Origin of the sequence: Thermobifida alba, assembly GCF_023208015.1 — a bacterium.
In the GTDB taxonomy this organism is placed as follows: domain Bacteria; phylum Actinomycetota; class Actinomycetes; order Streptosporangiales; family Streptosporangiaceae; genus Thermobifida; species Thermobifida alba.
Genome location: NZ_CP051627.1, coordinates 4,239,947 through 4,265,736, shown reverse-complemented (window position 1 = coordinate 4,265,736; position 25,790 = coordinate 4,239,947). Strand labels below are relative to the sequence as shown.

Annotated in this window: 24 protein-coding genes; 12 read left to right on the top strand and 12 right to left on the bottom strand. The window is 70.5% G+C overall.

All coding sequences use genetic code 11. The annotated features are described in order from the left end of the window. Positions 1-93 precede the first annotated feature (93 nt). Positions 94-345: a DUF397 domain-containing protein gene (locus FOF52_RS19040; RefSeq protein WP_248591273.1), complete on the top strand. Its 252-nt coding sequence runs from the start codon at positions 94-96 to the stop codon at positions 343-345. Between the two features lie 55 nt (positions 346-400). On the opposite strand, the gene FOF52_RS19035 is transcribed toward FOF52_RS19040, so the two are convergent. The 3 genes from FOF52_RS19035 to FOF52_RS21975 all read right to left on the bottom strand — a co-directional run bounded on the left by FOF52_RS19035 (position 401) and on the right by FOF52_RS21975 (position 1,742). Continuing rightward, the gene (locus tag FOF52_RS19035; protein ID WP_248591272.1) at positions 401-787 is read right to left on the bottom strand and encodes a restriction endonuclease subunit S domain-containing protein; all 387 of its coding nucleotides are present in this window, start codon (positions 785-787) and stop codon (positions 401-403) included. Positions 788-1,188: 401 nt separating this feature from the next. Continuing rightward, the gene (locus FOF52_RS19030) at positions 1,189-1,623 is read right to left on the bottom strand and encodes an ATP-binding protein (RefSeq protein ID WP_248591271.1); all 435 of its coding nucleotides are present in this window, start codon (positions 1,621-1,623) and stop codon (positions 1,189-1,191) included. Next, on the bottom strand, positions 1,620-1,742 hold the full coding sequence (locus FOF52_RS21975) for a hypothetical protein (RefSeq protein ID WP_282573703.1): 123 nt from the start codon (positions 1,740-1,742) through the stop codon (positions 1,620-1,622). Before FOF52_RS21975 ends, FOF52_RS19030 begins: the two co-directional genes overlap by 4 nt. Before the next feature lie 228 nt (positions 1,743-1,970). Between FOF52_RS21975 and FOF52_RS19025 the strand changes: the two genes are divergently transcribed. The 3 genes from FOF52_RS19025 to FOF52_RS19015 all read left to right on the top strand — a co-directional run bounded on the left by FOF52_RS19025 (position 1,971) and on the right by FOF52_RS19015 (position 3,310). After that, positions 1,971-2,780 carry a helix-turn-helix domain-containing protein gene (locus FOF52_RS19025; RefSeq protein ID WP_248591270.1) on the top strand — a complete coding sequence of 270 codons (810 nt, stop codon included), beginning with the start codon at positions 1,971-1,973 and terminating at the stop codon, positions 2,778-2,780. Then, entirely contained in the window at positions 2,777-2,965 is a 189-nt protein-coding gene (locus tag FOF52_RS19020) for a DUF397 domain-containing protein (protein WP_248591269.1), read from the top strand. The genes FOF52_RS19025 and FOF52_RS19020 overlap by 4 nt, the downstream gene beginning before the upstream one ends. Positions 2,966-3,058: 93 nt before the next feature. Next, on the top strand, positions 3,059-3,310 hold the full coding sequence (locus FOF52_RS19015) for a DUF397 domain-containing protein (RefSeq protein ID WP_248591268.1): 252 nt from the start codon (positions 3,059-3,061) through the stop codon (positions 3,308-3,310). Positions 3,311-4,342: 1,032 nt separating this feature from the next. Here FOF52_RS19015 and FOF52_RS19010 read toward each other — a convergent pair. Continuing rightward, entirely contained in the window at positions 4,343-6,400 is a 2,058-nt protein-coding gene (locus FOF52_RS19010) for an N-6 DNA methylase (protein ID WP_248591267.1), read from the bottom strand. A gap of 229 nt (positions 6,401-6,629) precedes the next feature. On the opposite strand from FOF52_RS19010, the gene FOF52_RS19005 reads away from it, so the two are divergent. After that, a complete protein-coding gene (locus FOF52_RS19005; RefSeq protein WP_248591266.1) occupies positions 6,630-7,247 on the top strand; it encodes a DUF4352 domain-containing protein in 618 nt (205 codons plus the stop codon). 707 nt (positions 7,248-7,954) lie between these two features. Here FOF52_RS19005 and rbsK read toward each other — a convergent pair. Both rbsK and FOF52_RS18995 read right to left on the bottom strand, forming a co-directional pair. Next, a complete protein-coding gene (gene rbsK / locus FOF52_RS19000) occupies positions 7,955-8,854 on the bottom strand; it encodes a ribokinase (RefSeq protein WP_282573702.1) in 900 nt (299 codons plus the stop codon). 25 nt (positions 8,855-8,879) lie between these two features. After that, positions 8,880-9,674: an exodeoxyribonuclease III gene (locus tag FOF52_RS18995; RefSeq protein WP_248591265.1), complete on the bottom strand. Its 795-nt coding sequence runs from the start codon at positions 9,672-9,674 to the stop codon at positions 8,880-8,882. 347 nt (positions 9,675-10,021) lie between these two features. Between FOF52_RS18995 and FOF52_RS18990 the strand changes: the two genes are divergently transcribed. From FOF52_RS18990 to FOF52_RS18975, 4 genes are all read left to right on the top strand, one after another. After that, positions 10,022-10,744: a response regulator transcription factor gene (locus FOF52_RS18990; protein ID WP_248591264.1), complete on the top strand. Its 723-nt coding sequence runs from the start codon at positions 10,022-10,024 to the stop codon at positions 10,742-10,744. Further along, positions 10,741-12,165, top strand: coding sequence for a sensor histidine kinase (locus FOF52_RS18985; RefSeq protein ID WP_248591263.1), 1,425 nt, complete (start codon positions 10,741-10,743; stop codon positions 12,163-12,165). The genes FOF52_RS18990 and FOF52_RS18985 overlap by 4 nt, the downstream gene beginning before the upstream one ends. A gap of 364 nt (positions 12,166-12,529) precedes the next feature. Then, the gene (locus tag FOF52_RS18980; RefSeq protein WP_248591262.1) at positions 12,530-13,051 is read left to right on the top strand and encodes a hypothetical protein; all 522 of its coding nucleotides are present in this window, start codon (positions 12,530-12,532) and stop codon (positions 13,049-13,051) included. 38 nt (positions 13,052-13,089) lie between these two features. Further along, entirely contained in the window at positions 13,090-14,301 is a 1,212-nt protein-coding gene (locus FOF52_RS18975; RefSeq protein WP_248591261.1) for a winged helix-turn-helix domain-containing protein, read from the top strand. A 43-nt stretch (positions 14,302-14,344) separates the two neighbouring features. Here FOF52_RS18975 and FOF52_RS18970 read toward each other — a convergent pair whose 3' ends face one another. After that, positions 14,345-15,487: an acetyl-CoA C-acetyltransferase gene (locus FOF52_RS18970; RefSeq protein WP_248591260.1), complete on the bottom strand. Its 1,143-nt coding sequence runs from the start codon at positions 15,485-15,487 to the stop codon at positions 14,345-14,347. Positions 15,488-15,759: 272 nt separating this feature from the next. Between FOF52_RS18970 and FOF52_RS18965 the strand changes: the two genes are divergently transcribed. Next, positions 15,760-15,930 (top strand): hypothetical protein, encoded by a 171-nt coding sequence (locus FOF52_RS18965; protein ID WP_248591259.1) that lies wholly within the window; start codon positions 15,760-15,762, stop codon positions 15,928-15,930. 83 nt (positions 15,931-16,013) lie between these two features. Then, complete coding sequence (locus tag FOF52_RS18960; protein ID WP_248591258.1) at positions 16,014-17,009, top strand: YihY/virulence factor BrkB family protein; 996 nt, start codon at positions 16,014-16,016, stop codon at positions 17,007-17,009. A 61-nt stretch (positions 17,010-17,070) separates the two neighbouring features. Here FOF52_RS18960 and FOF52_RS18955 read toward each other — a convergent pair whose 3' ends face one another. From FOF52_RS18955 to pdxH, 3 genes are all read right to left on the bottom strand, one after another. Next, on the bottom strand, positions 17,071-19,320 hold the full coding sequence (locus FOF52_RS18955; protein ID WP_248593933.1) for an ATP-binding SpoIIE family protein phosphatase: 2,250 nt from the start codon (positions 19,318-19,320) through the stop codon (positions 17,071-17,073). Positions 19,321-19,506: 186 nt separating this feature from the next. Next, entirely contained in the window at positions 19,507-20,217 is a 711-nt protein-coding gene (locus FOF52_RS18950; RefSeq protein WP_282573701.1) for an iron-dependent transcriptional repressor DtxR, read from the bottom strand. Between the two features lie 254 nt (positions 20,218-20,471). Beyond that, positions 20,472-21,137, bottom strand: a complete 666-nt coding sequence (gene pdxH, locus FOF52_RS18945; RefSeq protein WP_248591257.1) for a pyridoxamine 5'-phosphate oxidase — start codon at positions 21,135-21,137, stop codon at positions 20,472-20,474. A 140-nt stretch (positions 21,138-21,277) separates the two neighbouring features. On the opposite strand from pdxH, the gene FOF52_RS18940 reads away from it, so the two are divergent. Beyond that, entirely contained in the window at positions 21,278-22,384 is a 1,107-nt protein-coding gene (locus FOF52_RS18940) for a citrate synthase 2 (protein WP_248591256.1), read from the top strand. A gap of 51 nt (positions 22,385-22,435) precedes the next feature. Here FOF52_RS18940 and FOF52_RS18935 read toward each other — a convergent pair whose 3' ends face one another. Together FOF52_RS18935 and FOF52_RS18930 are read right to left on the bottom strand one after the other, a co-directional pair. Beyond that, on the bottom strand, positions 22,436-24,637 hold the full coding sequence (locus tag FOF52_RS18935) for an ABC transporter substrate-binding protein (RefSeq protein ID WP_248591255.1): 2,202 nt from the start codon (positions 24,635-24,637) through the stop codon (positions 22,436-22,438). Further along, positions 24,583-25,605: a hypothetical protein gene (locus FOF52_RS18930; RefSeq protein WP_248591254.1), complete on the bottom strand. Its 1,023-nt coding sequence runs from the start codon at positions 25,603-25,605 to the stop codon at positions 24,583-24,585. Before FOF52_RS18930 ends, FOF52_RS18935 begins: the two co-directional genes overlap by 55 nt. Positions 25,606-25,790: the final 185 nt, after the last annotated feature.

The following is a 25,790-nucleotide window of genomic DNA, read 5'->3' as shown; positions in this document are numbered from 1 at the left end:
CAGTAGGTTCTCACCGGTCTGGCCGCCATAGTTGTACTCGTTCACGGGCATGACTACGGCGGCCTCACTGCCGAAGTAATCAAGGGGCGACCGATGGGTGTTCTCACAAGCGCCTGGCGCAAATCCAGCTACAGCGGTGGCGACGGTGGCAACTGCGTCGAGGTCGCTGTCCCCTGGCACAAGTCCAGCTACAGCAATGACACCGGCGGCGAATGCGTCGAGGTTGCCGAGACCCCCGCCGCTGTCTTGGTTCGCGATACCCGGCACCGGGAGTTGGGGCACCTGGGATTCACCCCGGGGGCATGGGCTGCCTTCCTCGCGGACATCAAGGCTGGGCACCTGTAGCAGCCACACCCCGGCCCTCGGAATCAATTCCGGGGGCCATCGCCTTCCCCGGTGCTCACACCGAGACGACAGCCTCCCCGGCACGCCCGGCCGTGGTGACGTCGAACTGCCCGGTGACCGCAGCCGTGATGAGCGCTTGGCGGCGTTCGACCAACACCTCAATTTGGCGCTGAAGCACCGACTTCGCCCGTTCCATCTCGTCGAGCGCGCGATGTATCTCAGCCACGACCTGTCGCTGCTGTTCGAGTGGGGGCAGCGGGATGGGGAAAGCAAGCACCTTACTGCTGCTCGTCGACGCCAGATTGGTGCTGCGTACCCCCGTGCTCTCGAAGTAGCAGCGGCCATGAAGCGATCGGGTGAGCAGCGCCAGATACTCCGCATCCAGTCGATCAGTGTTGGGACGAAGTGCAAAAACGTGGTTCTGGTGGAGTGCTCCCGGCAACTCCCCGTGCCAAACAGTCCCCCTGCCCAACTTGTCGATGTCTCCCCCCTCCGTCATGAGAACGTCGCCAGGACGGAGCGTTGACCGGGCGGCCACCGCCCGCCCGGCCTCCAGGTGGCTTGGGCTGGTGGAGGGTTGCGGCGCTTCCGGTCTGCTTCGGCCGCGAGGCGCGGCAGCCTTGGCCGCTCCTCGGGTGCGGGAGGGATGGGAGGAGCGCGGGTGGCCTGCGGGCCGGGGCCGGGGAAGGAGCAGCCCCGGCCCGCAGGTCGAGGGAACCGCCGGGGTGCGGCGGCCTTGTCCCCAGGGCCACCGGGGCGGCCGAGAAGGGCTCTGGGGACAAGATCCCTGCGGCTTCCTGACGGGGTGCGGGTGGGCGCGCCCCCGCGCGCCCACCCGACGGGTCAGGCGACGAGGTCGGGCGGGTCGTCGTCCCAGCGGAGGTGGAAGTAGACGCCGTCCTCCCAGGGGGCGAGAGTGCCCCACTTGGTGGCGAGCTGGTCGACGAGGAACATGCCCCGGCCGTGCTCGCTGAACGGGTCGTCGGACTGGACGACCTGGGGGACGGACTGCCGGAGGCGCGGGGGCAGAGTGCGCACCTCGACGTGGACGCCGCGCGCATCCGTGCACACGTGGACCCGGAAGGTCTGGCCGGGGTCACCGGACCGGGTGTGCCGAATCGCGTTCGTGACCAGCTCGGACACGATCAGCTCAGCCCGCTCCACCACCTCGTCGGGAGCGGTGGCCTGCGGGCACAGCCGGAGCGCACCGGTGACGAACCGGCGGGCGGCAGCCACGCTGTCGGGCAGGCCGGGGAAGGACGTGAAGGAGATCGTCACCGGGCCACCGCCTCAGCGGAAGAGGGGGAGGGCTGGGCGGCCAGGGCGAACAGGACGTACGGGCAGACACGGGACGTCCGCCGCGATCCGGACACGGGCGGGGCAGTAGCCTTGCTCATGAGTCACCACCTGGGTTTGGCAGGTTGGGGGCTAAGGCCCTGGTCGGTGTTGCGAGCACCGGGCAGGGCCGCTTGTGTTCTTGGAAGAACCCTGTAGCCGGGTTCTACGAACTCTTAGTGTCTACAATGTCGCTACATATCTGAGTCGGCTAGTGGTTCCAGATAAGTGGAAACGAAAAGTCCGAACTTGTAGCCAAGTGTTTCCAAAGTGTGTTCAAATGTAGAACTGTGGTGCACAAGAACAAGAACCGGTGGGTCAAGATCGGCCGCCAGATCCGCGCGAACCGCGAACGAGCTGGGCTCTCACAGCGCGAGCTGGCCAAACGAGTCCTGATGTCCCCCGCGATGTTGAGCGCAATGGAGCGAGGCGCACGAGGGATCAAACGGGAACATTTGGAACGTCTCGACAAGGCGCTGGGCACAGGCGGCACACTCATCGACTCCTGGGACACCTCGTCAGACCTGGGACTGCCGGAGTGGTACCAGGACGGAGCCGAGCGGGAGCGCGCCGCGTTCGAGATCCGTGAGTACAGTCCACTACTCGTCCCTGGACTGCTTCAGACGGAGGAGTACGCGCGGACGATTCTCCGGGCCGGGCTGCCCACCAAAACGCCAGCCGAAATCAAAGAGCTGACCCGCGGCCGCATGGAACGGCAGGCCACCCTGAAAGCTGAATGTCCTCCTCGTCTGCTGGTGATCCTGGACGAGGGGATGCTCCGCCGCCCCATCGGCGGGCGTGAGACCATGAGGGGACAGCTCGCCCGCCTCCTGAAAGCGTCCAATGAGCCGAACATCTCCATTCAGGTGGTCCCCTACGAGACAGAGCACCACCCTGGACTGTCCGAGGCGTTCACGTTGTATGCGATCCACGACAAGGGCACCGTCTTGTACATCGAGACACGACGGACGGGAACGGTGACGGACTCCCCCGACGACGTGGACGACTACTCACGACTGTTCGGCGACCTGCTCGGCGCTGCGCTCCCTGTGGCGGCATCCCGGAAGCTGATTGAGCAGATCCAAGGAGAGTTCTCATGAAAGCCGACCTGAACTGGCACAAGTCCAGCTACAGCAACCAGACCGGCGGTAACTGCGTCGAGGTCGCCGAGACCCCCGCCGCTGTCTTGATTCGTGACACCCAGCACCGCCACCTCGGCCACCTGGACTTCACTCCTGCTGAGTGGGCGGCGTTCCTGGCTGACCTCAGGGCGGGGCGTCTGTAGTCAGTAGGTTCTCACCGGTCCGGTCGCCATAGTTGTGCTCGTTCGCGGGCATGACTACGGCGGCCTAACTGCCGAAGTGATAGGGGGCGACCGATGGGTGTTCTCAAAAGCGCTTGGCACAAATCCAGCTACAGCAATGACACCGGCGGGGCTTGCGTCGAGGTGGCCGTGCGCTGGCACAAGTCCAGCTACAGCGGTGGCAACGCGGGAGCCTGCGTCGAGGTCGCCGAGACTGCAGACGCAGTGCTGGTCCGAGACACCCAGCACCGTCACCTCGGCCACCTGGACTTCGCCCCGGAAGCGTGGGCCGCCTTCCTCGCGAACGTCAAGTCAGGGCGTCTGTAACAGGCACACACTCCGGCCCTCGGAACCAGATCCGGGGGCCGCTGCTTTCCCCGGACTCACACCGAGGCGACAGCCTCCCCGGCACGCCCGGCCGTCGTCACGTCGAACTGCCCGGTGACCGCAGCCGTGATGAGGGCCTGGCGACGCTCGGCGGGGAGTGCGAGTTGGCGTTCCAAAGAAGCTTTAAGATCTGCTGTTCGCTCCTGGTATCTCTCCCATGCTCGAACGACTTCTCCCTGTTCCTCTTGCCCCGGGAGAGGAATCTCCAAATTTCGCACCACCCCCGAAGGGAGATTATTTGCAAGGCCACCAGCACCAGAAACACCCGTTTCTATTTGCTGGCGCACTTGAGGAGAAGAAGCCGCAAGAGCGACGTATTTAGGGAGAATTCTCCCTCCGCCTACCTTTCACCGGGTTCTTACTGGACAAATAGGAATAAACCTGAGATGTCCAGGAACTACTTCTGAGTGAAAGTAGTTGCATCTGCCTGGCACGGTGGTGCGCAAGCATGCCGATCCGAGCCGTCTCAACGTCAAGGAAGTCCGCGATCCTCCGCTGCTCCTCCAGTCCTGGAAGCACCGCAGGCGCACCGGCAAGGCGGTCGTTGCTCAGTTCGATCTGGTTCGTGGCCCCCACGGCCAGCGCGGAGTAGATGTACCCGTAGAAGGGGTCGCTGCTGAGGTAGTAGTAGGCGAACCGGGAGTGCCAGCGGTGTCAAGATCATCGCGGTCGGGGGGGTGGTCACGGGCCGGGGTGCGGGCGTGCGGTGAACCAGTGGGTCTGCTTCGGCCGGGAGGCCCGGCAGCCCTACCCGAGCCCCGGGGTCCTGGAGGGACTGCCAGGCGACGGGTATCCGGAAGTGAAGCGCCGCGGGGGTGGGAAGGCGAAGCGCTACGGGACGACGACCATCCCTCCGGGACCGGAGCGGACCTCAAGGCTGCCGCGCCTCGCGGCCGAAGACATCGGCCAGTTCACCGCCCGCCCCACACCCGTTGATCTTGACGGTATGGGGCAGAAACGCGGATGGGTCCCTCAGGTGTCAAGACCATCGGTGCGTCCCGGGCGCAGCGTGCCCACCGCCAGGCCTTCGGTGAGCAGCCGCCACAGGCGGTCGCCGACCTCGGTGGTGCGGCGCAGGGTGCGGCGGAACTCGGTGAGGCGGCGGAACGCCTCGCCGTAGGCGCGCTGGTCGGCCAGCGGCAGGCGGGGCACCTCCACCTTGCGCAGCTCGGTGACGCGGGTGACGCCGGGGCGGCTCGTGGAGGCGGCCGCCGCGCAGGCCCCCGAACCGGTGAGGAACCCGGCGAGGAACCACGGGTCCACCACCTCGGGGTCGGGGCGCAGCAGGTAGGTGCTGCCGTGCAGGGCGGCCTGCTCGTCGGTGACCACGCGCGCCACCGGCCGCCGCGCGATCCGGGGCAGCACGACGTCGCCCGGCCGGAGCCGGACCGTGTTCTCGTCCAGGCGCACCCGGCCCGAGGGGGCGGCGTCGTGCTCGACGTCCTCCCCGGTGAGGGCGGGCAGGGAGGGCCCGTCGTCCCCGGGGTCCTCCCCGGTGCGCCGGTACACGACCTCCAGTCCGCCGATCCGGCTCAGCTCCCCCAGCGTGGTCATCGCCTGGTGCAGCGTGCCCGCGGCGGGCCGCAGCCCCGGCAGCGAGGTGACCAGGTCCTCGGAGAGCCGCATCAGGTCGTCGCGGGTCTCGGTGAGCCTGCCGGCGTCGGCGCCGGGCCGCTGCACGTGGCGGCCCGGGGAGACGTCCACCGCCTCGTCCAGCAGGTCGGCCAGCGGCACCACCCGGTGGCTGCCCGGGACCTCCGCCACCGACTCCGGGTCCTCGGCGAACGCCCGGTAGACGGCGGCGACGCGCTCGGCCGTCGCGGGCCACGGCCGGGCGGTCTCGCCCCGCAGGTCGTCGGCGCGGCCGTCGGAGGCGTCGAACAGCAGCACCCCGCCCGCCGGGGCGGCGCCGTCCTCCGGGTTGCGCAGCACCCACAGCATCAGCGGCACCCCCATCGGCGGGGCGAGTCCCGGGGGCAGGGCGATCACGGCGTGCAGCGCCCCGCGCCGGATCAGTTCGCGGCGCACCCGGCGGCCGCTGCCGCGCGACGCCACCGTGGGGGGCAGCACCACGACCGCGGTGCCGCCTGGCCGCGTGTGCGCCAGGGCGTGCTGCACCCAGGCGAGTTCGGGTTCCTTGCGGGCGGGGGTCCCGTACCGCCACCGCGGGTCGAGGCTGAGCTCCTCGAAGCCCCAGTCGGCCTGGTTGAACGGGGGGTGGGCGACCACCGCGTCGGCGCGGAGGCCGTCGAAGGCGTCCGCGCGCAGCGAGTCGCCGACGCGGATGTCGAGCCGCGCTCCCGCCAGCTGGAGGCGGACCGCGGCGAGGCGGGCGGCTCCCGGGTCGATCTCCTGGCCGCGGAGCGCGGCGCCCGGCGCCCGGCCCGCGACCGCGTGCAGCAGCGTCCCGCTGCCGCACGACGGGTCGAACACGGTGCCGCCGGCGGGGGCCGCCAGCTCCGCGATCAGCGCGCCGATCTGGGGGGTGTCGGCGAAGAAGTGGCGGGCGACCGAGGTGAGGTAGCGCTGGTGGAGGCGTTCGAAGGCGTCCGGTGCGGGGCCGAGCTCCCCCAGCCGGTCGGCCGCGTCGAGCAGGGGCTGCCGCCACTCCTCGGCGCCGGGCAGTTCGGGGGGCGCGGTCCCCGTGTCGAGGCAGGCGAGGAGCTGCCCGCGCAGTTCCCCGTCGGGCAGCGCCGCCGGGTCCGCGCCGCGCTCCCGCACCGCCAGGGCGGCGCCCAGCAGCGCCACGGCGTCGGCCCCGCCCAGGCGCTCCCGCAGCGGGTCGAGGAGGTTCCACACCGCCTCGACCGCGGCCTCCGGGCTCTCGTCCGCGGCGAGCTTGTTCGTCCTGCGCAGCCACTCCCGGACCTCGTCGAGGTCGAAGAGCGGGCTGCCCGCGGCTCCCCCGACGGGCGCGGGGAAGTCCGGGTAGCGCCGCCGCCAGTTGCTGACGGCGGCCCGCCCCACGCCGGCCAGACGGGCGATTCCGACCGAGTTCACGGTGGTGGTCCCCGCGGGGGAGTGTGGCATCGCGGCTCCTGCGGTTGCTGGGGGTTTGCTGGTGGCACCCTACCGCGCAGTCAGTACACAGGTCACAAGGAAGACCAAAAAACAACCACGTTGACTGTGTACACAGTTTGTGTTTACATGTCTTTCGCTTTCTACTGGAGTTCGCGCGTGAACACCTCTGCACTGTTCGACCGTCGCGATCCGTCCACGTCGTCGGCCCCGACACTCCCACCAGCGAAGGAACACCGCCATGAGCTACCCCGCACCCCAGCAGCCCCAGCCGCAGCCGAAGAAGAGCCGCGGCTGCCTGTGGGCCGTCCTCATCGCCCTTGGCCTCTTCGTGCTCTTCGGGTTCGTCGGCTGCGCCGCGCTCGTCGCCAGCGTCGGCTCCGACTCCTCCGGCTCCGGCCAGAGCGCCTCCTCCTCGGACGGCGGCAAAGGCGGCGACGAGGACGGCTCCGGGGACGAGCCGACGGCCGGGATCGGCGACACCGTCGAGGACGGCGCGTTCGCCTTCACCGTGACCGACGTCGAGACCGGCGTGTCCAGCGTCGGCGGCGACTTCCTGCGGGAGGAGGCGCAGGGCCAGTACGTGATCGTCCACGTCACCGTCGAGAACATCGGCGACCGGGCCGAGATGTTCGACGGCTCCAACCAGAAGCTCTTCGACGCCGAGGGCAGGGAGTACTCCAACGACTCCGCGGCCGAGATCTCGCTGGACAACTCCGACGCGTTCCTCACCGACATCAACCCCGGCAACACGATCGAGGCGCAGGTGGTCTTCGACATCCCCGAGGACGTGGAGCCCGTGTCGATCGAACTGCACGAGTCCGTCTTCAGCGGCGGCGTGACCGTCTCGCTGTCCTGACGGAGCCTCCCGTGCCGCACACGGGACACGAACCCCGCCCGGGACTCTCCCTCACCCGGGCGGGCCTCGGCGTCTCCGGCGGGGCCGCCGCTCCCGCCGACCGGAACTCACTGGGGTTTGAGTGCCCACGTTCCGGGTCGGCCCCGGCCCCTGGTTTGACGATCCTGCCGGAAGTGGGGTGCATCAGCCGACCCGCGTGCACCCACCAGTTGACACCAAGGCTGAGGTGCGCCCCTACCTGTCAGGACCATGGTCGTGTAGGGGGTGCGTCGGGAGTGGTTTTTGGGGAGGGTTGAGGAAGGCGGTCGGGTGGCCGGTGTGCTTCGGCCGCGAGGCGCGGCAGCCTTGAGCGCCGCCCCGGTCCCGGAGGGGTTGCCGTCCTCCCGTAGCGCTTCGCTCTCCCCTCCCCGCCTCACCCGCGCCTCCCGGCCGAAGCTGGACGGACGGCTCAAAGCACCCGCTGAGCCGCAGCCCAGCGACGCCTCACCCCCGGATGCCCGCCGCCCGGCCATCCCCCCGGCACCCCAGGGCTCGGGCAAGGCTGCCGGGCCTCCCGGCCGAAGCAAACCCGCTGGTCCGGCGCCCACCCGCACCTCGGTCCGCGGCCGCCCGCCGACCCGCGTGCACCCACCGGTCGACACCAGGGCGGTCAGGTGCCCCACCGTCAAGACCAGCGTCTTGGCGGTACCGCGAACCCGAAACCCCGATCAGAACGCGTCGATCTCGGCGCGGGTGGGCATCGACGTGCTCGCCCCCTGGCGCCGCACCGACAGGGCCGCCGCCCGGGCCGCGAACCGCAGCGCCTCCTCGGGATCCCGGCCCTCGGCGCGGGCGACCGCGAACGCGCCGCAGAAGGTGTCGCCCGCCCCGGTGGTGTCCACCGGCTCCACCCGCACCGCCGGCACCCGGACCGGCTCGCGGCCCCGCGCCCCGTAGAGCGACCCGTCGCCGCCGAGCGTGACGACCACCTCGGGCACCGACTCCAGCAGCGCGGCCAGCGCCCGCTCGGGGTCGTCGTGGCCGGTGAGCGCCGCCGCCTCGTGCTGGTTGGGCAGCAGCACGTCCACGCACTCCAGCAGCTCCGCGGGCAGCGGCCGGGCCGGAGCGGGCGTCAGCATGGTGGTCGCCCCCAGGGAGCGTCCCGCCCGCGCCGCCGCGACCACCCCGGACATCGGCGTCTCCAACTGCAGCAGCAGCACCCGCGCGCCGTCCAGCAGCCGGGTGTCGCCCTCCCGCAGCGCGGTGACCGTGCCGTTGGCGCCCGGGATGACGATGATGGAGTTGCTCCCGGCGGCGTCCACGACGATGTGCGCCACCCCCGAGGCGCCCGCCACCGTGCGCAGCCCCGACACGTCGACGCCGCTGTCGACCAGCGTGGTGCGCAGCTGCACACCGAAGGCGTCGTCGCCCACCGCGCCGAGGAAGGCCACGTCCGCCCCGGCCCGGGCCGCGGCGATCGCCTGGTTGGCGCCCTTGCCCCCGGGAATCTGGCGGAACTGGCGCCCCTGGACGGTCTCCCCGCTGGCGGGCACGGTGTCCACGTAGGCCACCAGGTCCATGTTGACACTGCCGAATACCGCGATCCGCGGTGCCGCTGCTCGGTTCACGCCCCTCACGTTACCGGGGCGTTGTTCACTCCGGCCGCAGGTCCACGATGACGGGGGCGTGGTCGGAGGCGCCCTTGCCCTTGCGCTCCTCGCGGTCGACCGCCGCGCCCGCGGCCCGCTCCGCCAGCGCGGGCGAGGCCAGCACGAAGTCGATGCGCATGCCCTTGCGCTTGGGGAAGGACAGGCCCTTGTAGTCCCAGTAGGTGTAGACGCCGGGTCCGGGCGTGTACGGCCGCACCACGTCGGTGAAGCCGGCGTCGACCAGCGCCTGGAAGGCGTCCCGCTCGGGCTTGGTGACGTGGGTGCGGCCCTCGAACTCCGCCATGTCCCACACGTCGTCGTCCCGGGGGGCGATGTTGAAGTCGCCGCACAGCGCGATCCGCGCCCGCGGGTCCTCGGCCAGCCAGCCCTCCCCGGCCTCGCGGAGCCGCTCCAGCCACTGCAGCTTGTAGGTGTAGTGCGGGTGGTCGACCTCGCGGCCGTTGGGGACGTACAGGCTCCACACCCGCACCCCGCCGCACACGGCGCCGAGCGCGCGGGCCTCCGCCTCCGCCGGGTCGCCCCAGCCGGGCTGTCCGGGGAAGCCGACGCGCACGTCGTCCAGCCCCACCCGGGAGGCGATCGCGACCCCGTTCCACTGCGACAGCCCGTGGTGGGCGACCTCGTAGCCGAGTTCGGTGAAGACCTCGGTCGGGAACTGGTCGTCCCGGCACTTCGTCTCCTGGAGGGCGACGACGTCCACGTCGCTCCGCTGCAGCCAGGCGGCGATGCGCTCGCTGCGCGCCCGCACACTGTTCACATTCCACGTCGCCAATCGCACACCGCAAGGCTAGCGCCCGCCGCCCGCGGCACCGCGCGCCCCACGGGGAGCGGACACCTCCCCGGCCTCCCAGATCTCAGCGTTTTCCCAGCGTGTACCAGTCTGGGTCTCAGGAACGGGAGGTTGTATGGGTGGCGTCGGCTTGAATCTCCACAGACGACCGACTCACCTCAGGGTCCCGCCCCGCGGGGCAGTGACGGCGGCGGGATGTCAACGGGGGCGGTGGGCGAGGCGTGCGCCCACCGCCCCCGTGTGCGTCCAAAGGCCCGGGAAGTTCCCGGTTCAGCCTCGCGGACCGGCGCGAATACCATGACAGAGACCCCCGAAGTCTTCCGCTAGGTGGATCGATGACGGAATCAGAGACCACGGCGCGCCCCCATGTACTCGTGATCGACGACGAACCCAACATCCGGGATCTGGTTCAGGCCGCCCTGCGTTTCCACGGTTTCGAGGTCAGCACCGCCGGTTCCGGAGGGGAGGGCCTCGCCCTCGCCCGTTCGGAACGGCCGGACCTGATCCTGCTGGACGTGCTGCTGCCCGACATCAGCGGCTTCGACGTCTGCCGCCGTCTGCGGGACGAGGACGACGACGTCCCGGTGATCTACCTCACCGCCCGGGACACCCCCTCCGACACGGTCACCGGCCTGTCCCTGGGCGGCGACGACTACGTCACCAAGCCGTTCTCGGTGGAGGCCCTCATCGCCCGGGTGCGCGCGCTGCTGCGCCGCGTCAAACGCGACCCCAACTCCGCGCAGTCCCCCGACGGGGTGCTGCGGGTCGCCGACCTGGAACTGGACGAGAAGACCTGGACGGTGCGCCGCGGCGGCGTGCCCATCGACCTGTCGCCCACCGAGTTCCGCCTGCTGGCCTACATGATGAACAACGCCGGGCGGGTGCTGACCCGCGCCCAGCTCCTGGAGAACGTCTGGGGGTGGGACTACGCGGGCCAGTCCCAGATCGTGGAGACCTACGTCAGCTACCTGCGCCGCAAACTGGAGCCCTTCGGCCCCAACCTGATCCACACCCAGCGCGGAGTGGGGTACGCGCTGCGCGCCCCAGAGGAGAGATGACCGTCAGCGGGCCGTTCGCCCCTCCGGGCACCCTGCGGTCCCGGCTGCTGGCCGGGCTGCTGGTGGTGACCGGGGTGGGGCTGCTCGTCAGCTCGCTGGTCAGCGTGCTGACCCTGCGTGCCTTCATCACCGAGCGGCTGGAGGCCCAACTGCTGCTCACCACCGAGCGGGCCATGGTCCGGCTGGACAACGACACCCCGCCGGTGGGGGTGGACGCGCCCAGCCCGTCCCCGTACTTCGTGGTGCTGCTCGACCGCGAGACCGGCGAGATCAACCAGATCTACGGCGACACCTTCCGTGAGGACGTGGTGTTGAGCCGGATCGCCCTGCTGTCGCTGTCCGAACTGCGCTCCTACGCCTCCACGCAGGAGATCGTGGAGCTGGACACCCCCGACGAGTCGGTTCCCCCGCACCTGGTCACCGTCCGGACCCGCACCAACTCGATCATGGTCAGCGGGGTGCCCACCGTCGAACGGGAGGACTACCCGCGCCAGCTGGTCACCGTGCAGTTGATCACCGCGGTCCTGCTGCTGGGGGCGCTGCTGCTGGTCGGGGGCCGCCTGATCGTGCGCGCCCTGGCCCCGCTGGACCGGATGGCGACCATCGCCGGACAGATCAGCACCGGCTCCGATCTCGGCGACCGGATGCCCGACGCCGACCCCTACAGCGAGGTGGGACGGCTCGGCATGGCGATCAACACGATGCTGGGCCGCCTGGAGAGCGCGTTCCGGGCCAAGGCGGAGTCGGAGCAGCGGGTGCGCAACTTCGCCGCCGACGCCTCCCACGAACTGCGCACCCCGCTGACCACGATCCTCGGCTACGCCGAGCTGTACCGGCAGGGCGCGATCCCCGACGAGGAGCTGCCCGAGGCCATGCGGCGCGTGGAGGGGGAGGCCACCCGCATGTCCAAACTCGTGGGCGAACTGCTGGAGCTGGCCCGGCTGGACCGCGCCGGATCGCTGGAGCTGGCCACCCGCGACCTGGCGGAGCTGGTGCGGGACATGACCGGGGACGCGGCCTCCCTGGAGCCGGAGCGGGAGTTCACCCTGGACGTGCCGGACCGGCTCTTCTGGCAGATCGACGAGACCCGGTTCCGGCAGATCCTCGCGAACCTGCTGGGCAACGTACGGGAGCACACCCCGTCGGACACCCCGGTGACAGTGCGGTTGCACGCCGACGGCGGCGAGGTCGTCCTGGCGGTGACCGACGCGGGGCCCGGCATGTCCGCCGAGGACGCGGCCCGCGTCTTCGACCGCTTCTACCGGGGGACCCGGGCCCCGGGGGGAGGCAGCGGCCTGGGGCTGCCCATCGTGCAGGCGATCGCCGACGCCCACGGCGGCACGGTCACCCTCGACACCCGTCCCGGCGAGGGCACGACCGTCACTGTGCGTATTCCGGCGGCGGACCGTTCGAGGGACTGAGCCAGTCACCGCATCCCCTGCGGCCTGTCGGATTCAGCAGCCAACCTTTAGATTTGGCTCATGGACGTTGCGATCGTGTGCCAGGATTGCCACGGCAGTGGTTACCGGGTTCGGATCTACGGCTTCTTCTCCGTGACGGAGGGTCATGCCGAACTCCTCGTTCCCCGGAACTGCGTGCCGTGCAGCGGCTCGGGGCGTTTGCTGACCCCGGGCTGGTCCGCGAAGGACTGACCTTCCCCTCCTGAAGCACCGGGGCGTACGACCACCCACGGTGACTACGGAGAGTCCTCCCCCAGTCGCGGACCGTTGTGACCTACGTCGTCCGGTGGTTTCCACCGTCTCTCCTGGGAGGAGACATCTCTTCATGCGCCTAGCCTTTTCCCGTCGGCGGGGCTGGCGGCCTCGGCATGCACGTCCGTCGTGGATCGCCCGCACCCCCCTGTCGCCGCGCTGGCTGGTGGCCTCCCTGGTCGTGTTCTCCCTCACGGGCGTGGCCGCCCAGCTGTCGCCGCACCCCGAGGAGTCGGCCGCGCAGCACACGGCCGCCGCCGCACCAGCCTCCGTGACCTCGTACTTCGCACCGCGCCGCACCACGCCGCCCCCCGCGTCGCGCATCCCCGCCGCCCGGCCCCTCACCCACGCCGTCGACGTGCGGGCCGCGGCCCTCCCCAGCACACCGGAGCCCTCCCCCGTTCCCGCCGCGTCGCCCGGCGGCGGGAGCGGGGAGGGCGGCCGGAGCGACGTCGCCGGGCAGTCCGGCCCCGACCGCTGGTCCCCCCGGTTCGACGAGCCGCACCCCTCCCCCTCCTCTCCCGGCGCGCAGGAGCGGTGCGGCGACTCCTTCATCGCGCTGTGGTCCGACTGCGGCGGAGAGGACGGCTCCTGAGCACCGGAGCGGTCATCCCCGGCCGCTAGGTTGTACACGTGTACGAATCAACGACGCTTCCCCGTCCCCGACGCGACTCCGTGCTCTCCCGCGCCCAGGCCCGCCGGGTGGCGCTGGCCGCCCAGGGCTTCACCGACCGCCGCCCCGCAGGCGACGCCACCATGCGGCACCTGCGCCGGGTGGTCGACCGGGTCGGCGCCCTCCAGATCGACAGCGTGAACGTGCTGTGCCGCAGCCACTACCTGCCGGTGTACGCGCGGCTGGGGCCCTACGACCGCGCCCTGCTGGACCGGGCGGCCACCGCACGCGGCCGCTCCCTGGTGGAGTACTGGGCGCACGAGGCCAGCCTCATCCCGCCGGCCACGCACCGGCTGCTGCGCTGGCGGATGGCGGACGTCACCAAGGCGTGGAGCATGGTGCGGCGGGTCGGCGAGGAGCGGCCCGAACTGGTCCGGGCGGTGCTCGACGAGGTCGCCCGGACCGGTCCGGCCACCGCGCGGCAGGTGGAGGCCGCGCTGCAGCACGACGAGCCCCGCGCCGTCCAGCAGTGGGGGTGGAACTGGTCCGCGGTGAAGACCGCGCTGGCGTACCTGTTCTGGTGCGGGGAGATCACCGCGGACGGACGCACCCGGCAGTTCGAACGCCGCTACGACCTGACCTGCCGGGTGCTGCCCGCCGAGGTGCACGACGCGCCCGACCCCGATCCGGACGACGCGCGGCGCGAACTGGTGGCCATCGCGGCCCGCGCGCACGGGGTCGCCACCGAACGGTGCCTGCGGGACTACTTCCGGCTCGGCGCGGCCCAGTGCCGTGCGGCGGTCCGCGACCTGGTGGACGCCGGGGAACTGGTTCCGGTCCGGGTCGAGGGCTGGCGGCAGCCCGCCTACCTGCACCGGGACGCGCGTTTCCCGCGCCGGGTGGAGGCGCGGACGCTGCTCAGCCCGTTCGACTCGCTGGTCTGGGAGCGGGCGCGCACCGAGGCGCTGTTCGGTTTCCGCTACCGCCTGGAGATCTACGTGCCCGCGCCCAAGCGGGTGCACGGCTACTACGTGCTGCCGTTCCTGCTGGGCGAGCGCCTGGTGGCGCGGGTGGACCTGAAGGCCGACCGGACCTCGGGCCGGCTGCTGGTGCGGCGCACCACGGTGGAGGCGGACGCGCCCGCCGAGACCGCCTCCGAGCTGGCCGCCGAGCTCGCGCAGCTGGCGGAGTGGCTGGGCCTGGAGCGGGGCGTGGTGCACGCCGCGGAGTGAGCGTCCGGGACGGCCCGGCGCGGGGCCGTCCCGGTGGCTCGGGTCAGACCCGCTCGATGATGGTGACGTTGGCCTGCCCGCCGCCCTCGCACATGGTCTGCAGCCCGTAGCGGCCGCCGGTGCGGCGCAGTTCGTGGACGAGCTTGGTCATGAGCACGGCCCCGGTGGCGCCCAGCGGGTGGCCGAGGGCGATGGCGCCCCCGTTGGGGTTGACCTTGGCGGGGTCGGCGCCGAGTTCGTCGATCCAGGCCATCGGGACCGGGGCGAACGCCTCGTTGATCTCGGTGACGTCGATGTCGTCGATAGCCAGTCCCGCCTTCTCCAGCGCGATGCGGGTGGCGGGGATGGGGGCGGTGAGCATGTACACCGGGTCGTCCCCGGCCAGGGCCAGCTGCACGATCCGCGCCAGCGGGGTGAGGCCGTGCTCCGCCACGGCCCGTTCGGAGGCGATGAGCAGCGCGCTCGCGCCGACCGAGATCTGGCTGGCCACGGCGGCGGTCAGCGCCCAGCCCTCGCGCAGCGGCTGGAGTCCGGCCATCTTCTCCAGGGAGGTGTCGGGACGGACCCCCTCGTCCTGGCTGACTCCGGCCAGCGGTGCGATCTCGGCGTCGAAGCGGCCCGCCTCGATTGCCGCCGCGGCGCGGCGGTGGCTCTCCAGCGCGAACCGCTCCAGCTGCTCGCGCGTGTAGCCCCACTTCTCGCACATCAGCTGGGCGCCGCGGAACTGGGAGATCTCCTGGGTGCCGTACCGCTCGGTCCAGCCCTGCCCGTAGATGGGCAGCCCGTTGTCGACGGCGAACTGCGCGTTGGCCCCCATGGGGACCATGCCCATGTTCTCCACGCCCGCGGCGACGACGAGGTCCTGGGTGCCGGACATGACGCCCTGGGCGGCGAAGTGCACGGCCTGCTGGGAGGAGCCGCACTGCCGGTCGATGGTGACGCCCGGGGTGCTCTCCGGCAGCCCCGCGGACAGCCACGCGGTGCGGGCCAGGTCGAGCGCCTGCGGGCCGACCTGGGTGACGCAGCCCATGATCACGTCCTCGACCGCGGCCGGGTCGATGCCGGTGCGGGCCACGAGTTCTCTGAGCACGTGGGCGCCCAGGTCGGCCGGGTGGACCGCGGCGAGCGCCCCCTTCCTGGTTCCGATCGGGGTGCGCACGGCTCCGACGATGTATGCCTCGGCCACGGTTCCTCCTTCGTCCGCGGGGTCAGACCCTCTACACCGAACGATATTCGGTCCCGGGGTGCGGGCAACCCCTCGACCGCACTCCGTCTCCGGCTGTTGCCCGCGCCGCGCGGGCGGGTAGGAATCCGTGATGGACTACCCCCGTGGCCGACGCCCCGGCGGGGCCTCCGGCCGACCGTCCCCGAGCCCCCGCCGGGCCGGGAGGAGGACCGCGGGGTCCCGTCCCGGACGGCGGCCCCGCCCCCTACGGAACTCAGCGGAAAGGTCATCTCATGAGCGGCGCGTACGACGGCGCGATCCTCCTCGGCCTGCTGGTCCTCTTCGTCGTCCTCGGAATCCGCTGGCTCCGCAAGCGGGTCCACGTCCCCTGGACCACCAGCGGGATCGCCGTGTTCTTCGTGGTCCTGGTGCTGCTGCTGTGGGCGTACCAGACCACCACGTGACCGGGACGGTTCCCGCCGCGCCGTGATTCATCGCCGCCTCCCCGGGCAGTCGGGCCTACAGGACACAAGGACAGGGGAGTGGGATGAGCGAGCGCACCTCCGCATCGAGTCGGTCCCCGGCCGCCGGCGCCGGCGCCGCGACCCCCGAATCGCCGACCGACCTTCCCGCGACGTCGTGGTGGGCGTCCCTGAAGCGCACGGTCGTGGAGTTCAAGGAGGACAACCTGACCGACCTGGCCGCGGGCCTGACCTACTACGCGGTGCTGTCGGTCTTCCCGGCACTGCTGGTGCTGGTGTCCCTGCTGGGCCTGGCCGGGCAGTCGGCTACCAGCGCCATCAGCGGCGAGCTGGGCGCGGTGGCCCCCGCCGAGACCGTGGAGCTGGTCACCGGCGTGCTGGCCACCCTCCAGGCCAACCAGGCGGCCGCCGGACTGTTCGGCCTGGTCAGCTTGGCCCTGGCGGTGTGGTCGGCCTCCGCCTACATCGCCGCCTTCATGCGGGCCTCCAACGTGGTCTACGACGTCCGCGAGGGGCGGCCCGCCTGGAAGGCCCTGCCCATCCGGGTGGGGGTCACCCTGCTCCTGCTGGTGCTGGTGACCCTCGGCGCGCTCACCGTGATCCTCAGCGGCGGGGTCGCGCGGTGGGTCGGCGACCTGGTGGGGCTCGGTTCGACGGCCGTCGCCGTCTGGGACGTCGCCAAGTGGCCGGTGCTGGTGCTCCTGGTGAGCTTCATGATCTCGGTGCTGTACTGGGCCGCCCCCAACGCCAAGCGGCCCTTCCGCTGGGTGAGCCCCGGCGGCCTGCTGGCCGTCCTCATCTGGCTCGCGGCGTCGGCGGGCTTCGCCTTCTACGTGGCGAACTTCGGCAACTACAACCGCGTCTACGGCAGCCTGGCCGCCGTCATCATCTTCCTGGTCTGGCTGTGGATCTCCAACATCGCGATCCTGCTGGGCTCGGAGTACAACGCGGAGATCGAGCGGAGCCGGGCGCTGAAGGCCGGCCAGCCCATCACGGTGGAACCCTACGTCGAACCCCGGGACGTGCCGAAGCCCCGGCCGTTCCACCACCGCCTGGGATGACCGTCCGCCGCTCTCGTCCCGGGGACCGCGGCAGCGGTCCGCCGCGGTCCCGGAAGCGGGATCACCCGTCGGTCGGGTGCATGGAGATCTGGAACCACACCGCCTTGCCGTCCGGGGTGGGCCGGGAGCCCCAGCGCTCCGCCAACTGGTCGACCAGGTAGAGGCCGCGCCCGCCCTCGTCGTCGGCGCCCGCGGTGCGGATGCGGGGCAGCCGCAGGTCGTGGTCGAAGACCTCCACCCACACCGAGGACGCGCCGCGGCGCAGCCGCAGCAGGAACTCGCGGCTGGCCGGAGCGGGCTCCTCGTCCTGCTCCGCCGCCTCCTCCAGCAGGTCCGACCAGTCCTCGTCGAACTCGTCGAAGCCGTCCAGCGGCAGCTGCTCGTCGGAGTCCTTGACGCCCTCGTCGGTGAACTCGCGGGTCACCGGGTGCGGGGTGGCGTGGATGACCACGTTGGTGACGATCTCCGAGACCAGCAGGCAGGCCAGTTCGGCCTGGTCCCGGTCCATCCCCCACTCCTTGAAGGTGTCCGCGGCCAGGTGCCGGGCCTCGGCCACGGTGGGCGCCTCGGCGGCGAACCACTCCTGCTTCAGCGCCAGCTCCTCGGGGTGGGAGCGGACCACCAGCAGCGCGGTGTCGTCGTCGGTCACGCCGGGGACGGCCCGCTTGGCCACCTCCATGATCTGGTGGACGTCCTTGTTGGCGACCTCGCGGACCCGCGCCCGCAGTTGGCCCAGCCCTTCGGCCACGTCGATCTCGCCGCCGAGCGGCCGGCGCGCCACCAGGCCGTCGGTGTACAGCAGCAGGGTCGCCCCCGGGGGGAGGGTCAGCACGTCCTGCCGGTACACCGAGTCGCCCGGCACGCCCTTGGGTTTGACGCCCAGCAGCTTGTCGCGGATCGCCATCTCCAGGTCGCCGACCTTGCCGTCGCAGATCAGCAGCGGCGGCTGGTGGCCCGCGTTGGCGTACGACAGTTCCCGCGACCAGGCGTCGTAGGCCATGTACAGACAGCTGACGCTGGGCACCCAGGTGCCGCCGTCGTCGTCGGGGCGGCCCAGCCGGCGCACCCACTCGTCGAGTTCCCGCAGGATCTCGGCGGGCTCCCGGTCGGCCTGCGCGAACGCCCGCAGCGCCGCCCGCAGCTGGCTCATGACCGCGGCCGCGTGCGGGCCGCGCCCCTCGACGTCGCCGATGACGATCCCGACCCGTCCGGCCGACAGCGGGATCACGTCGTAGAAGTCCCCGCCGACCTGGGTCTGGATGCCCTGGCCGTGCGCCTCCAACGGCTTGGCCGGAATGTAGTCGTGGGCGATGGACAGCCCGTCGAACTCGGGGAACTCCCTGGGCAGCAGACTGCTCTGGAAGGCCAGCGCGGTGTCGCGCTCCTCCTCGAACAGGCGGGCGTTGTCGATGGCCACGGCGACCCGGGAGGCGATCGTGCCGACCAGGTCGCGGTCGAAGCTGTCGTAGTCGGTCTTGTCGCGGGAGGTGAGGCCGGACAGGGCCAGGGTGAGCACTCCCAGGGTGACGCCGCGGGCCCGCAGCGGAGCCGCGATCACGGAGGTCACCCCCACCTGCTCGGAGACCCGCATCGAACGGCGGTTGGGGAAGACCCCGCCGGGATTGGAGTAGTCGCTGACGACCACCGTCTCCGTGCGACGCAGCGCCTTGGAGACGAAGTGCCGCTCGGGGTAGTGGACCTCCTCGCCGACGTCGGGCCAGCTGCCCGGCGGCGGAGTCCAGCCCTCGGCGTGCACCGAGACGCGGCGGACCAGCCTGCCGTGGTCCTGCAGGTCGATGAAGCAGTGGTCGGCGAACTGGGGGACCAGGATCTCGGCGACCGCCTTCACCGTGGCCTCGAACTCCAGCGAGCCGGCCAGCCTCCGGCCGATGCGGTCCAGCAGGCCGTACTGCTCCTCGACCCGGCCGCTGCGCAGGGCCTCGTTGGCGAGGACCACCACGCCCTCCACGGCGCCGGAGGAGGATTTCAGGGGGACCGCGCTGGCCCTCAGGTGCATCCAGGTGGAGTCGCCGCGCAGCACCGCGAAGGTGCCCTCCCAGGAGTCGCCCTTGAGGACCCGGCGGGCGAGCTGGGCCAACTGCTCGTGGTCGGCCTCGTGGATGCCGACGTCCACGAGGGGGGCGCCGAGGTAGTCGCGTCCGTCGTCGAGCCCGAAGAGTCTGCTGGCGTAGGCGTTCCAGTAGCGGAGGTTGCTGAAGCGGTCCGTCACCACCACGGCGATCTGCACCTGGTCCAGAACATCGGCTCCCGACAGTGCGTCGTCGTAGAAGGCTTCCCCCCACCGCTTCATCACGCAGCCACCTCGCCGTCACGGACCGTACTGATGACCGACGAGACCCGCATCGGCCTCCGTTGGACAGGCACACGCGGTTTCATTCGTTCCGGTCCACGCCATGTGGCGAGACTAGCAACTGTGGGGATGTGCGCGCAGAGCAACGGGTGATCTCGTGGTCCCCGCGCGCAACAGGTGTTCCACTCAGACCTGGGTGACGAAGATATGACTGGCGACCTGCCGGGACAGTTCGATCGACTCGCCATCCTCGTGGCTACCACCAATCACTCGCACACCGTCGTCGCTCGCGAAGAGCGTCACTTCCTTGTCGGGTTGTACCCCGGCGCGCTTGAGGGCGAGCATGACATCGGTGTCACTTTGGATCTGTTCGCTGATGCGGCGAACCGTCACCGTGGTCGGGGTCTCCGCGACCACCTCGGGGATCGGCACGATGGAGCTGTCCGCGAACGGCTCCGGCGAGTAGTCCTCGACCCCCAGCTCGTCCAGTCCGGGAATCGGGTTGCCGTGCGCACAGGTCCACGGCGCCTTGAGCAGCCCGATCAGTCGCTCCTCCACCGCCTCGGAGATCACGTGCTCCCAGCGGCAGGCTTCGACGTGGACGTCCTCCCAGGGCAGCCCGATGATGTCCACCAGCAGCCGCTCGGCCAGCCGGTGCTTGCGCATGACGTGGGTGGCCAGGCGGCGCCCCTGCTCCGTCATGACCAGGTGGCGATCGTTCTCCACGCGGACCAGACCGTCGCGTTCCATGCGGGCGACCGTCTGGCTGACCGTGGGGCCGCTCTGTCGCAGGCGCTCGGCGATGCGCGCACGCAGCGGCACGATCCCCTCTTCTTCGAGCTCGAAGATCGTCCGGAGGTACATCTCCGTGGTGTCGATAAGTCCGTGTGCGGTCAAGGCTCCCTCTCCCCTTCTGAGCCCGGTTGAGAGCGGCCAACGGCAGTTGTCTCAACACAAGTCAGTGCGCGCCTGTTCCGGCGATCGCACGCTCGGGTGAGGGTGGCTGCCTGCTGTGGGACTGCAACGCGCATCTGACCGTGGAAACGGCCACCGTCCACCACAATCATAGCGTGGCGACGTTCAACCCCCTTTCCGAAAAAGTGACGTACACCACTTAACAAATTGGTGAATTCGTTGCCTTCGCCCGCCCGTCAGGGGGAGAGCCGGTCGATCCGCCACTCCCCGTCGGCCGGGGTCCCCGCCACCAGCAGGTACCGGAAGCGGTCGTGCATCCGGTCGGCGCGGCCCTGCCAGAACTCCACCTCCTGCGGCACCAGCAGGAACCCGCCCCAGTAGGCGGGCCGGGGCACCTCCGTCCCCGGCGGCCAGAGCCGGGCGAAACGCGCGTACAGCCGGTCCAGCTCCGCCCGGTCGGCCACCGGCGAGGACTGGAGTTCGCTGGCCCACGCGCCGAGCTTCGACCCGTGCGGCCGCCGCGCGAAGTACGCGTCGTTGTCCTCGTCGCCGAGCCGCTCCACGTACCCGCTCACGATGACCTGGCGCCTGATCGGGTGCCACGGGAAGACCACGCAGGCGCGCGGCTCCTCCGCCAGCGCCACCCCCTTGCGCGACCGGTAGTTCGTGAAGAACCGCAGGCCGCGGTGGTCGTACCCCTTCATGAGCACGGTCCGGGCCCGCGGTGCTCCGCTGGGCTCCACCGTGGACAGCACCATCGCGTTGGGTTCGGCCAGCCCCGACTCCTGGGCACGGGTGAACCAGAGGTGGAACTGGTCCATGGGCCGCGGCGCCAGGTCACAGCGGCCCAGCGGGGCTCCCTCGTATGATTCGCGCAGCTCAGCGGGGTCAGAATAGTCCACAGTGGTGCATCCTCACACGATCTACGGGGTAGCCGCCAACGATGGGCGGGCCGTTAACGGCACCTCGCATGTCAGTAAAAGATCCCGGACCGGTTCAATGGATTACCAATCCGAGGACCGAGGAGACGGAGGAAGCCGGTATGTCGGACTTCAAACCCGGGCTCGAAGGAGTCGTGGCGTTCGAGACCGAGATCGCCGAACCGGACAAGGAGGGCGGTGCCCTCCGCTACCGGGGCGTCGACATCGAGAACCTCGTCGGCCATGTCACCTTCGGGCGCGTGTGGGGGCTGTTGGTCGACAACAGCTTCAACCCCGGACTTCCCTTCGCGGACCCGATCAACCTTCCGGTCTCGACCGGCGACGTGCGCGTCGACGTCCAGAGCACGCTGGCGACCCTGGCACCGCTGTGGGGCTTCAAGCCGCTGCTGGACATCGACGACGCGGAAGCGCGCGACAACGTCGCCCGCGCCGCCTCCGCCGCTCTGTCGGTGATCGCCCAGTCCGCCCGCGGGGACCAGCCCAAGGTTCCGCAGAGCCGCATCGACGAGGGGAAGACCATCGTCGAGCGGTTCATGATCCAGCTCCGTGGCGAGCCTGACCCCCGCCACATCAAGGCCGTGGACGCCTACTGGACGTCCGCCGCCGAACACGGCATGAACGCGTCCACGTTCACCGCCCGCGTCATCGCCTCCACCGGCGCCGACGTGGCCGCGGCCCTCTCCGGAGCGGTCGGCGCCATGTCCGGTCCGCTGCACGGCGGCGCTCCGGCCCGCGTCCTGCACATGCTGGACGAGACCGAGCGCCTCGGCGACGCGCGCAAGTACGTCACCCAGGCCCTCGACAAGGGCGAGCGCCTGATGGGCTTCGGCCACCGCGTCTACCGCGCCGAGGATCCCCGGGCCCGCGTGCTGCGCCGCACCGCCAAGGAACTGAACGCGCCCCGCTTCGAGGTGGCCAGCGCCCTGGAGACGGCCGCCCTGGAGGAGCTGCACGCCCGCAAGCCCGACCGGGTGCTCGCCACCAACGTGGAGTACTGGGCCGCGGTCGTGCTGGACTTCGCCGAGATCCCGGCGTCGATGTTCACCTCCATGTTCACCTCCGCCCGCACCGCCGGGTGGTCCGCGCACATCCTGGAGCAGAAGCGCACCGGCCGCCTGGTCCGCCCCAGCGCCAAGTACATCGGCCCCGCCCAGCGCGACATCATGACCGTCGACGGCGCCCGGGAGGCCCTCGCCGCCGGCGTCTGAGCGCTGTCCTTTCCGCCCCTGTGAACCCCGGAGCCCGGCAGGGCCCGGGGTTCACTCCGTTCCTTCTTCGCGCAGCGGCAGGCAGTCCTGTCCCAGCCCCTTCTGGCCGTCGGTGATCCAGCCGCATGTCTCCTCCAGGTGCGGCTTCCCTTCCTCATCCACCCTGACCAACTGCACGAGTTTGTCGTCGTACCAACGACCTTCCGCGCTGAAGGACAACTCTCCGCTGACACCGGCCAAATTTTCGATCTCCTGAATCTTGGGCAGCAACAGCATCCTGGGCTCCACCGGCCACTTGGCGCCGGTCGGCGGCGGCGAGACCTTGGCAAAGGCGGTGGAGACCACGGTGAGTGCGTCATAGGCCATCGCGGCGTGCGCGGCGGACAGGCCGTCCTTCTCATCGTCGCCCAGGTTGTCCCATAGTTCAGTGTAGAAGTCATCTCTGTCCTCGACCGCCCCCTCCATGGCCAGCGGCGTGTAGTAGACGGAGACGTTGTGCCTCTTCAGCTCGTCCGCTTCTTTAACGACGTACTGGGCGATGTCGTCGTTACCCAGAACCGTGACCTTGCCGTCGCAGCGGCTGTCGTTTTTGAGCCCGTCGAGGAAGCTCTCGAAGTCGGCGGACCGCCCGGCGTAGTAGACGAGGTCGGGCCGGTTGGCACAGACCTGTTCGACCGCCCTTTCCAGGGACGAACCGTCATCTTTATAGCTGATGACATCTCCCTCGGATCCCGACTTCGTCAACAATTCTGTCCCTGCAGAGCTGTGCCCGACGTTGAACTGTTTCATGAACTTGTCCGCCAAGTCCTTCCCGTAGAGTTCGGAGTCGTTGGTGTACGCAACCGCGAGCGCCGTCTCGATGTCTTCACCGAACACGCTGCCGCGCGCCCATGCGGCGGCCTGGCTGGCCAGTCGGGTGTTGGAAGGCGCGACAGGGAAAAAGAAATCGCTGGGGATTTCGTTCTTGAGATAGGCGATCTCGTCGAAGGTCGCGGTGGAGGAGACCATCGGCAGCGCGTACCTGGAGAGCTCCCTGATTGTCTTTCTGGTCGTGGTCAGACTCTGCCCGAAACCGACGGCCGCCACGATGTTCTCCGCGCGCATCCGTGGAACGATCCGCTTGACCACCTCTTCCCAGTGCCGCCAGCCGGGACCGGCGTTGGCGATCAGCAGCCGAATACGGGGGACTCCCTTGTCGGCGGCTTTCTTGTTGTGTTCCCACTGACGCATTGCCAGTCCCCTCAGCTCGCCCTGCACCCCGGCGAGTCTGCTGTTTGTCTTCTGGGGGTCGCTGACCGAGAGCTGGCCGAAGTAGACCACCGTCACATAGGGCTGCTTCTTGTCGAGGATCTCGTCATTCTGCTCCTCGATCTGCTTCTGGGCCGCTTCCAGGTCCTCGTGGAAGACGAATGAGCCGTCGGTGTAGCCCACGCAGTCCCGTTTGCCGCCCTCCCCCTTGGCGCTAAACACCCCCGGATCGGTGAGCAGCGGCCGCCAGCACTTGTTTTCTTTTTTGAGGTCCAGCACCACGACCGTGCCCACCAGCAGCAGGGCCGCCATTCCGACGCCCGCGGCTGCCGCGGCGTCCCGCCACCGCTGGGCGGTGGCGGGTTCGGTCCGCTCTGCCCCGCGGACCTGTCCGCGGCGCCGCGCCCGCTCCACCGCGTCGGGGCCGATGTCGACGGAGACGGTACGGCTCGGCCCCAGGCGGGCGACGCGCCGACGGCGGTCGGCCCAGGCGGTCAGCTCCCGCGCGGCGGAACCGGTCTCCCGGCCGGCCGACGGGGCGGGGTCGGCCACGACCTCCACGACGACCAGGGGGTCCGGCGCGTACTGTTCGGCGCGGACCCGCTCGATCAGCCGGACGAGGTCGGCGTCCCGCTCCGGGGAGTCCCCGCCGCCCCGCCAGCGGGTCGCGTACCGGTCCGCGACCAGGGCCGGGCGGTGGAACCCGGTGCGGTAGCGGTGCTCGGGATAGACCTCGGCCAGGTCCTCCAGCACCGCGTTGACCAGGAGCAGCCGCAGGGTGCGCGCCTGGTCGTGCCACGCCCGGCGGTTGCCTTCGGCGTGCGCGATCCGCAGTCTCCGGTACGTCTCCCCGACGTGCTGGGTGACGGCGCGGTGGTGTCTTGGATCGGGGACGCCCTCGGGCAGGTAGGGCTGGCGGACCAGCCACCGGTAGGGCCGCCACGGCCGGCTCAGCCCCAGGTGGAGCAGGGTCCGCACCAGCACCAGCACCAGCAGGAGCAGCACCGTGAGGACCTGTTCGAGGCTTCCAGGCTGGGGATGCCTTTCAGGGTGGGGATGTTCCGCACCCCCAGCAGCAGGGACAGGCCGAGCAGGAAGTTGATGAGCAGCCCCAAGGGGGTGATCATCCACCGGTCGAACCGGTCGAAGGTGAGTCCGGTACCTGTCCGGCCCGCGCCCAGCAGCCGCAGCAGCCGACTGGTGCCGAAGTACAGCCCCGTGTAGCCCTTCCCGACCAGTCCAACCACGTCGTCCAGGGCCTTCCGCACGGAGCCGCTGATCCGGCGCAGGGACCGCCGCTCGGGCTTCCCGTCTTCCTGCCCCTCCCCCGTCCGCTTCTCTTCCCGTTCGAGGGCCGCTTTTCGCGCCTCCCGGCTCTCACGGGCTTTTCGCCACAGGGCTTCGGCGACCACCAGAGGATTCCGGTGGTCCCGGTAAAGTCCGGCGTATTCTTCGTCCTCTTCCCGATATTGCTCCCGGTACGTTCTGCCGTACACGGCGAACAGGTCGAGCAGGGACCGGGTGCGGGGGAATTCCAACGGCCGGACCGAACGCCGGCGGGGGCCGTCGATCAGCCTGCCGCGCCGCCTCCGCAGTTCGTCGACGAGCGCGGCCACGTCCGCCTCGGTCCGCCGCACCTTCTCGTAGGCGGTGGACTCGGCGTGCGGCGGTGCGGCCTCTCCCCGGGACTCACACCTGGAGAGGACCGCGACGGGGTCGTTGCCGCTGTGCTCCTCCAGCATCCCGGTGACGATCCCGGCGTCCTCCGCCGAGGCGGCCCGCAATTCCAGCAGCGGCGCCGGGCGCTGCTCCCGGACCGGATCGTCGTCGTCCAGCAGGCTCCGCCAGGGGCGGCGGCGCCGGACCAGGCGGGAGACCCGACGCCGGTTGTCGAATTGTCGGCGCTCGTCGAACGGGGCACGCATGCGGTCGTAGGTTTTGAGGAACTCGGGGGCGTAACCAGCGCTTTCCACTGGTGAACTGTCTGAGGGGGACCGATCCGGCATCACGAATTCCGTGCCCTCTCTCGCGGCGCGCTCTGCTGAAGGACCAATTTCTCTTATCGGCCACTCCGTGAACCAGCGCCGTGACAGTATTGCAGCTTTCCCATTTCACCAATAAGGCCCCGGAGGTTCCGCCCCGGCACGGAAACCCGCCG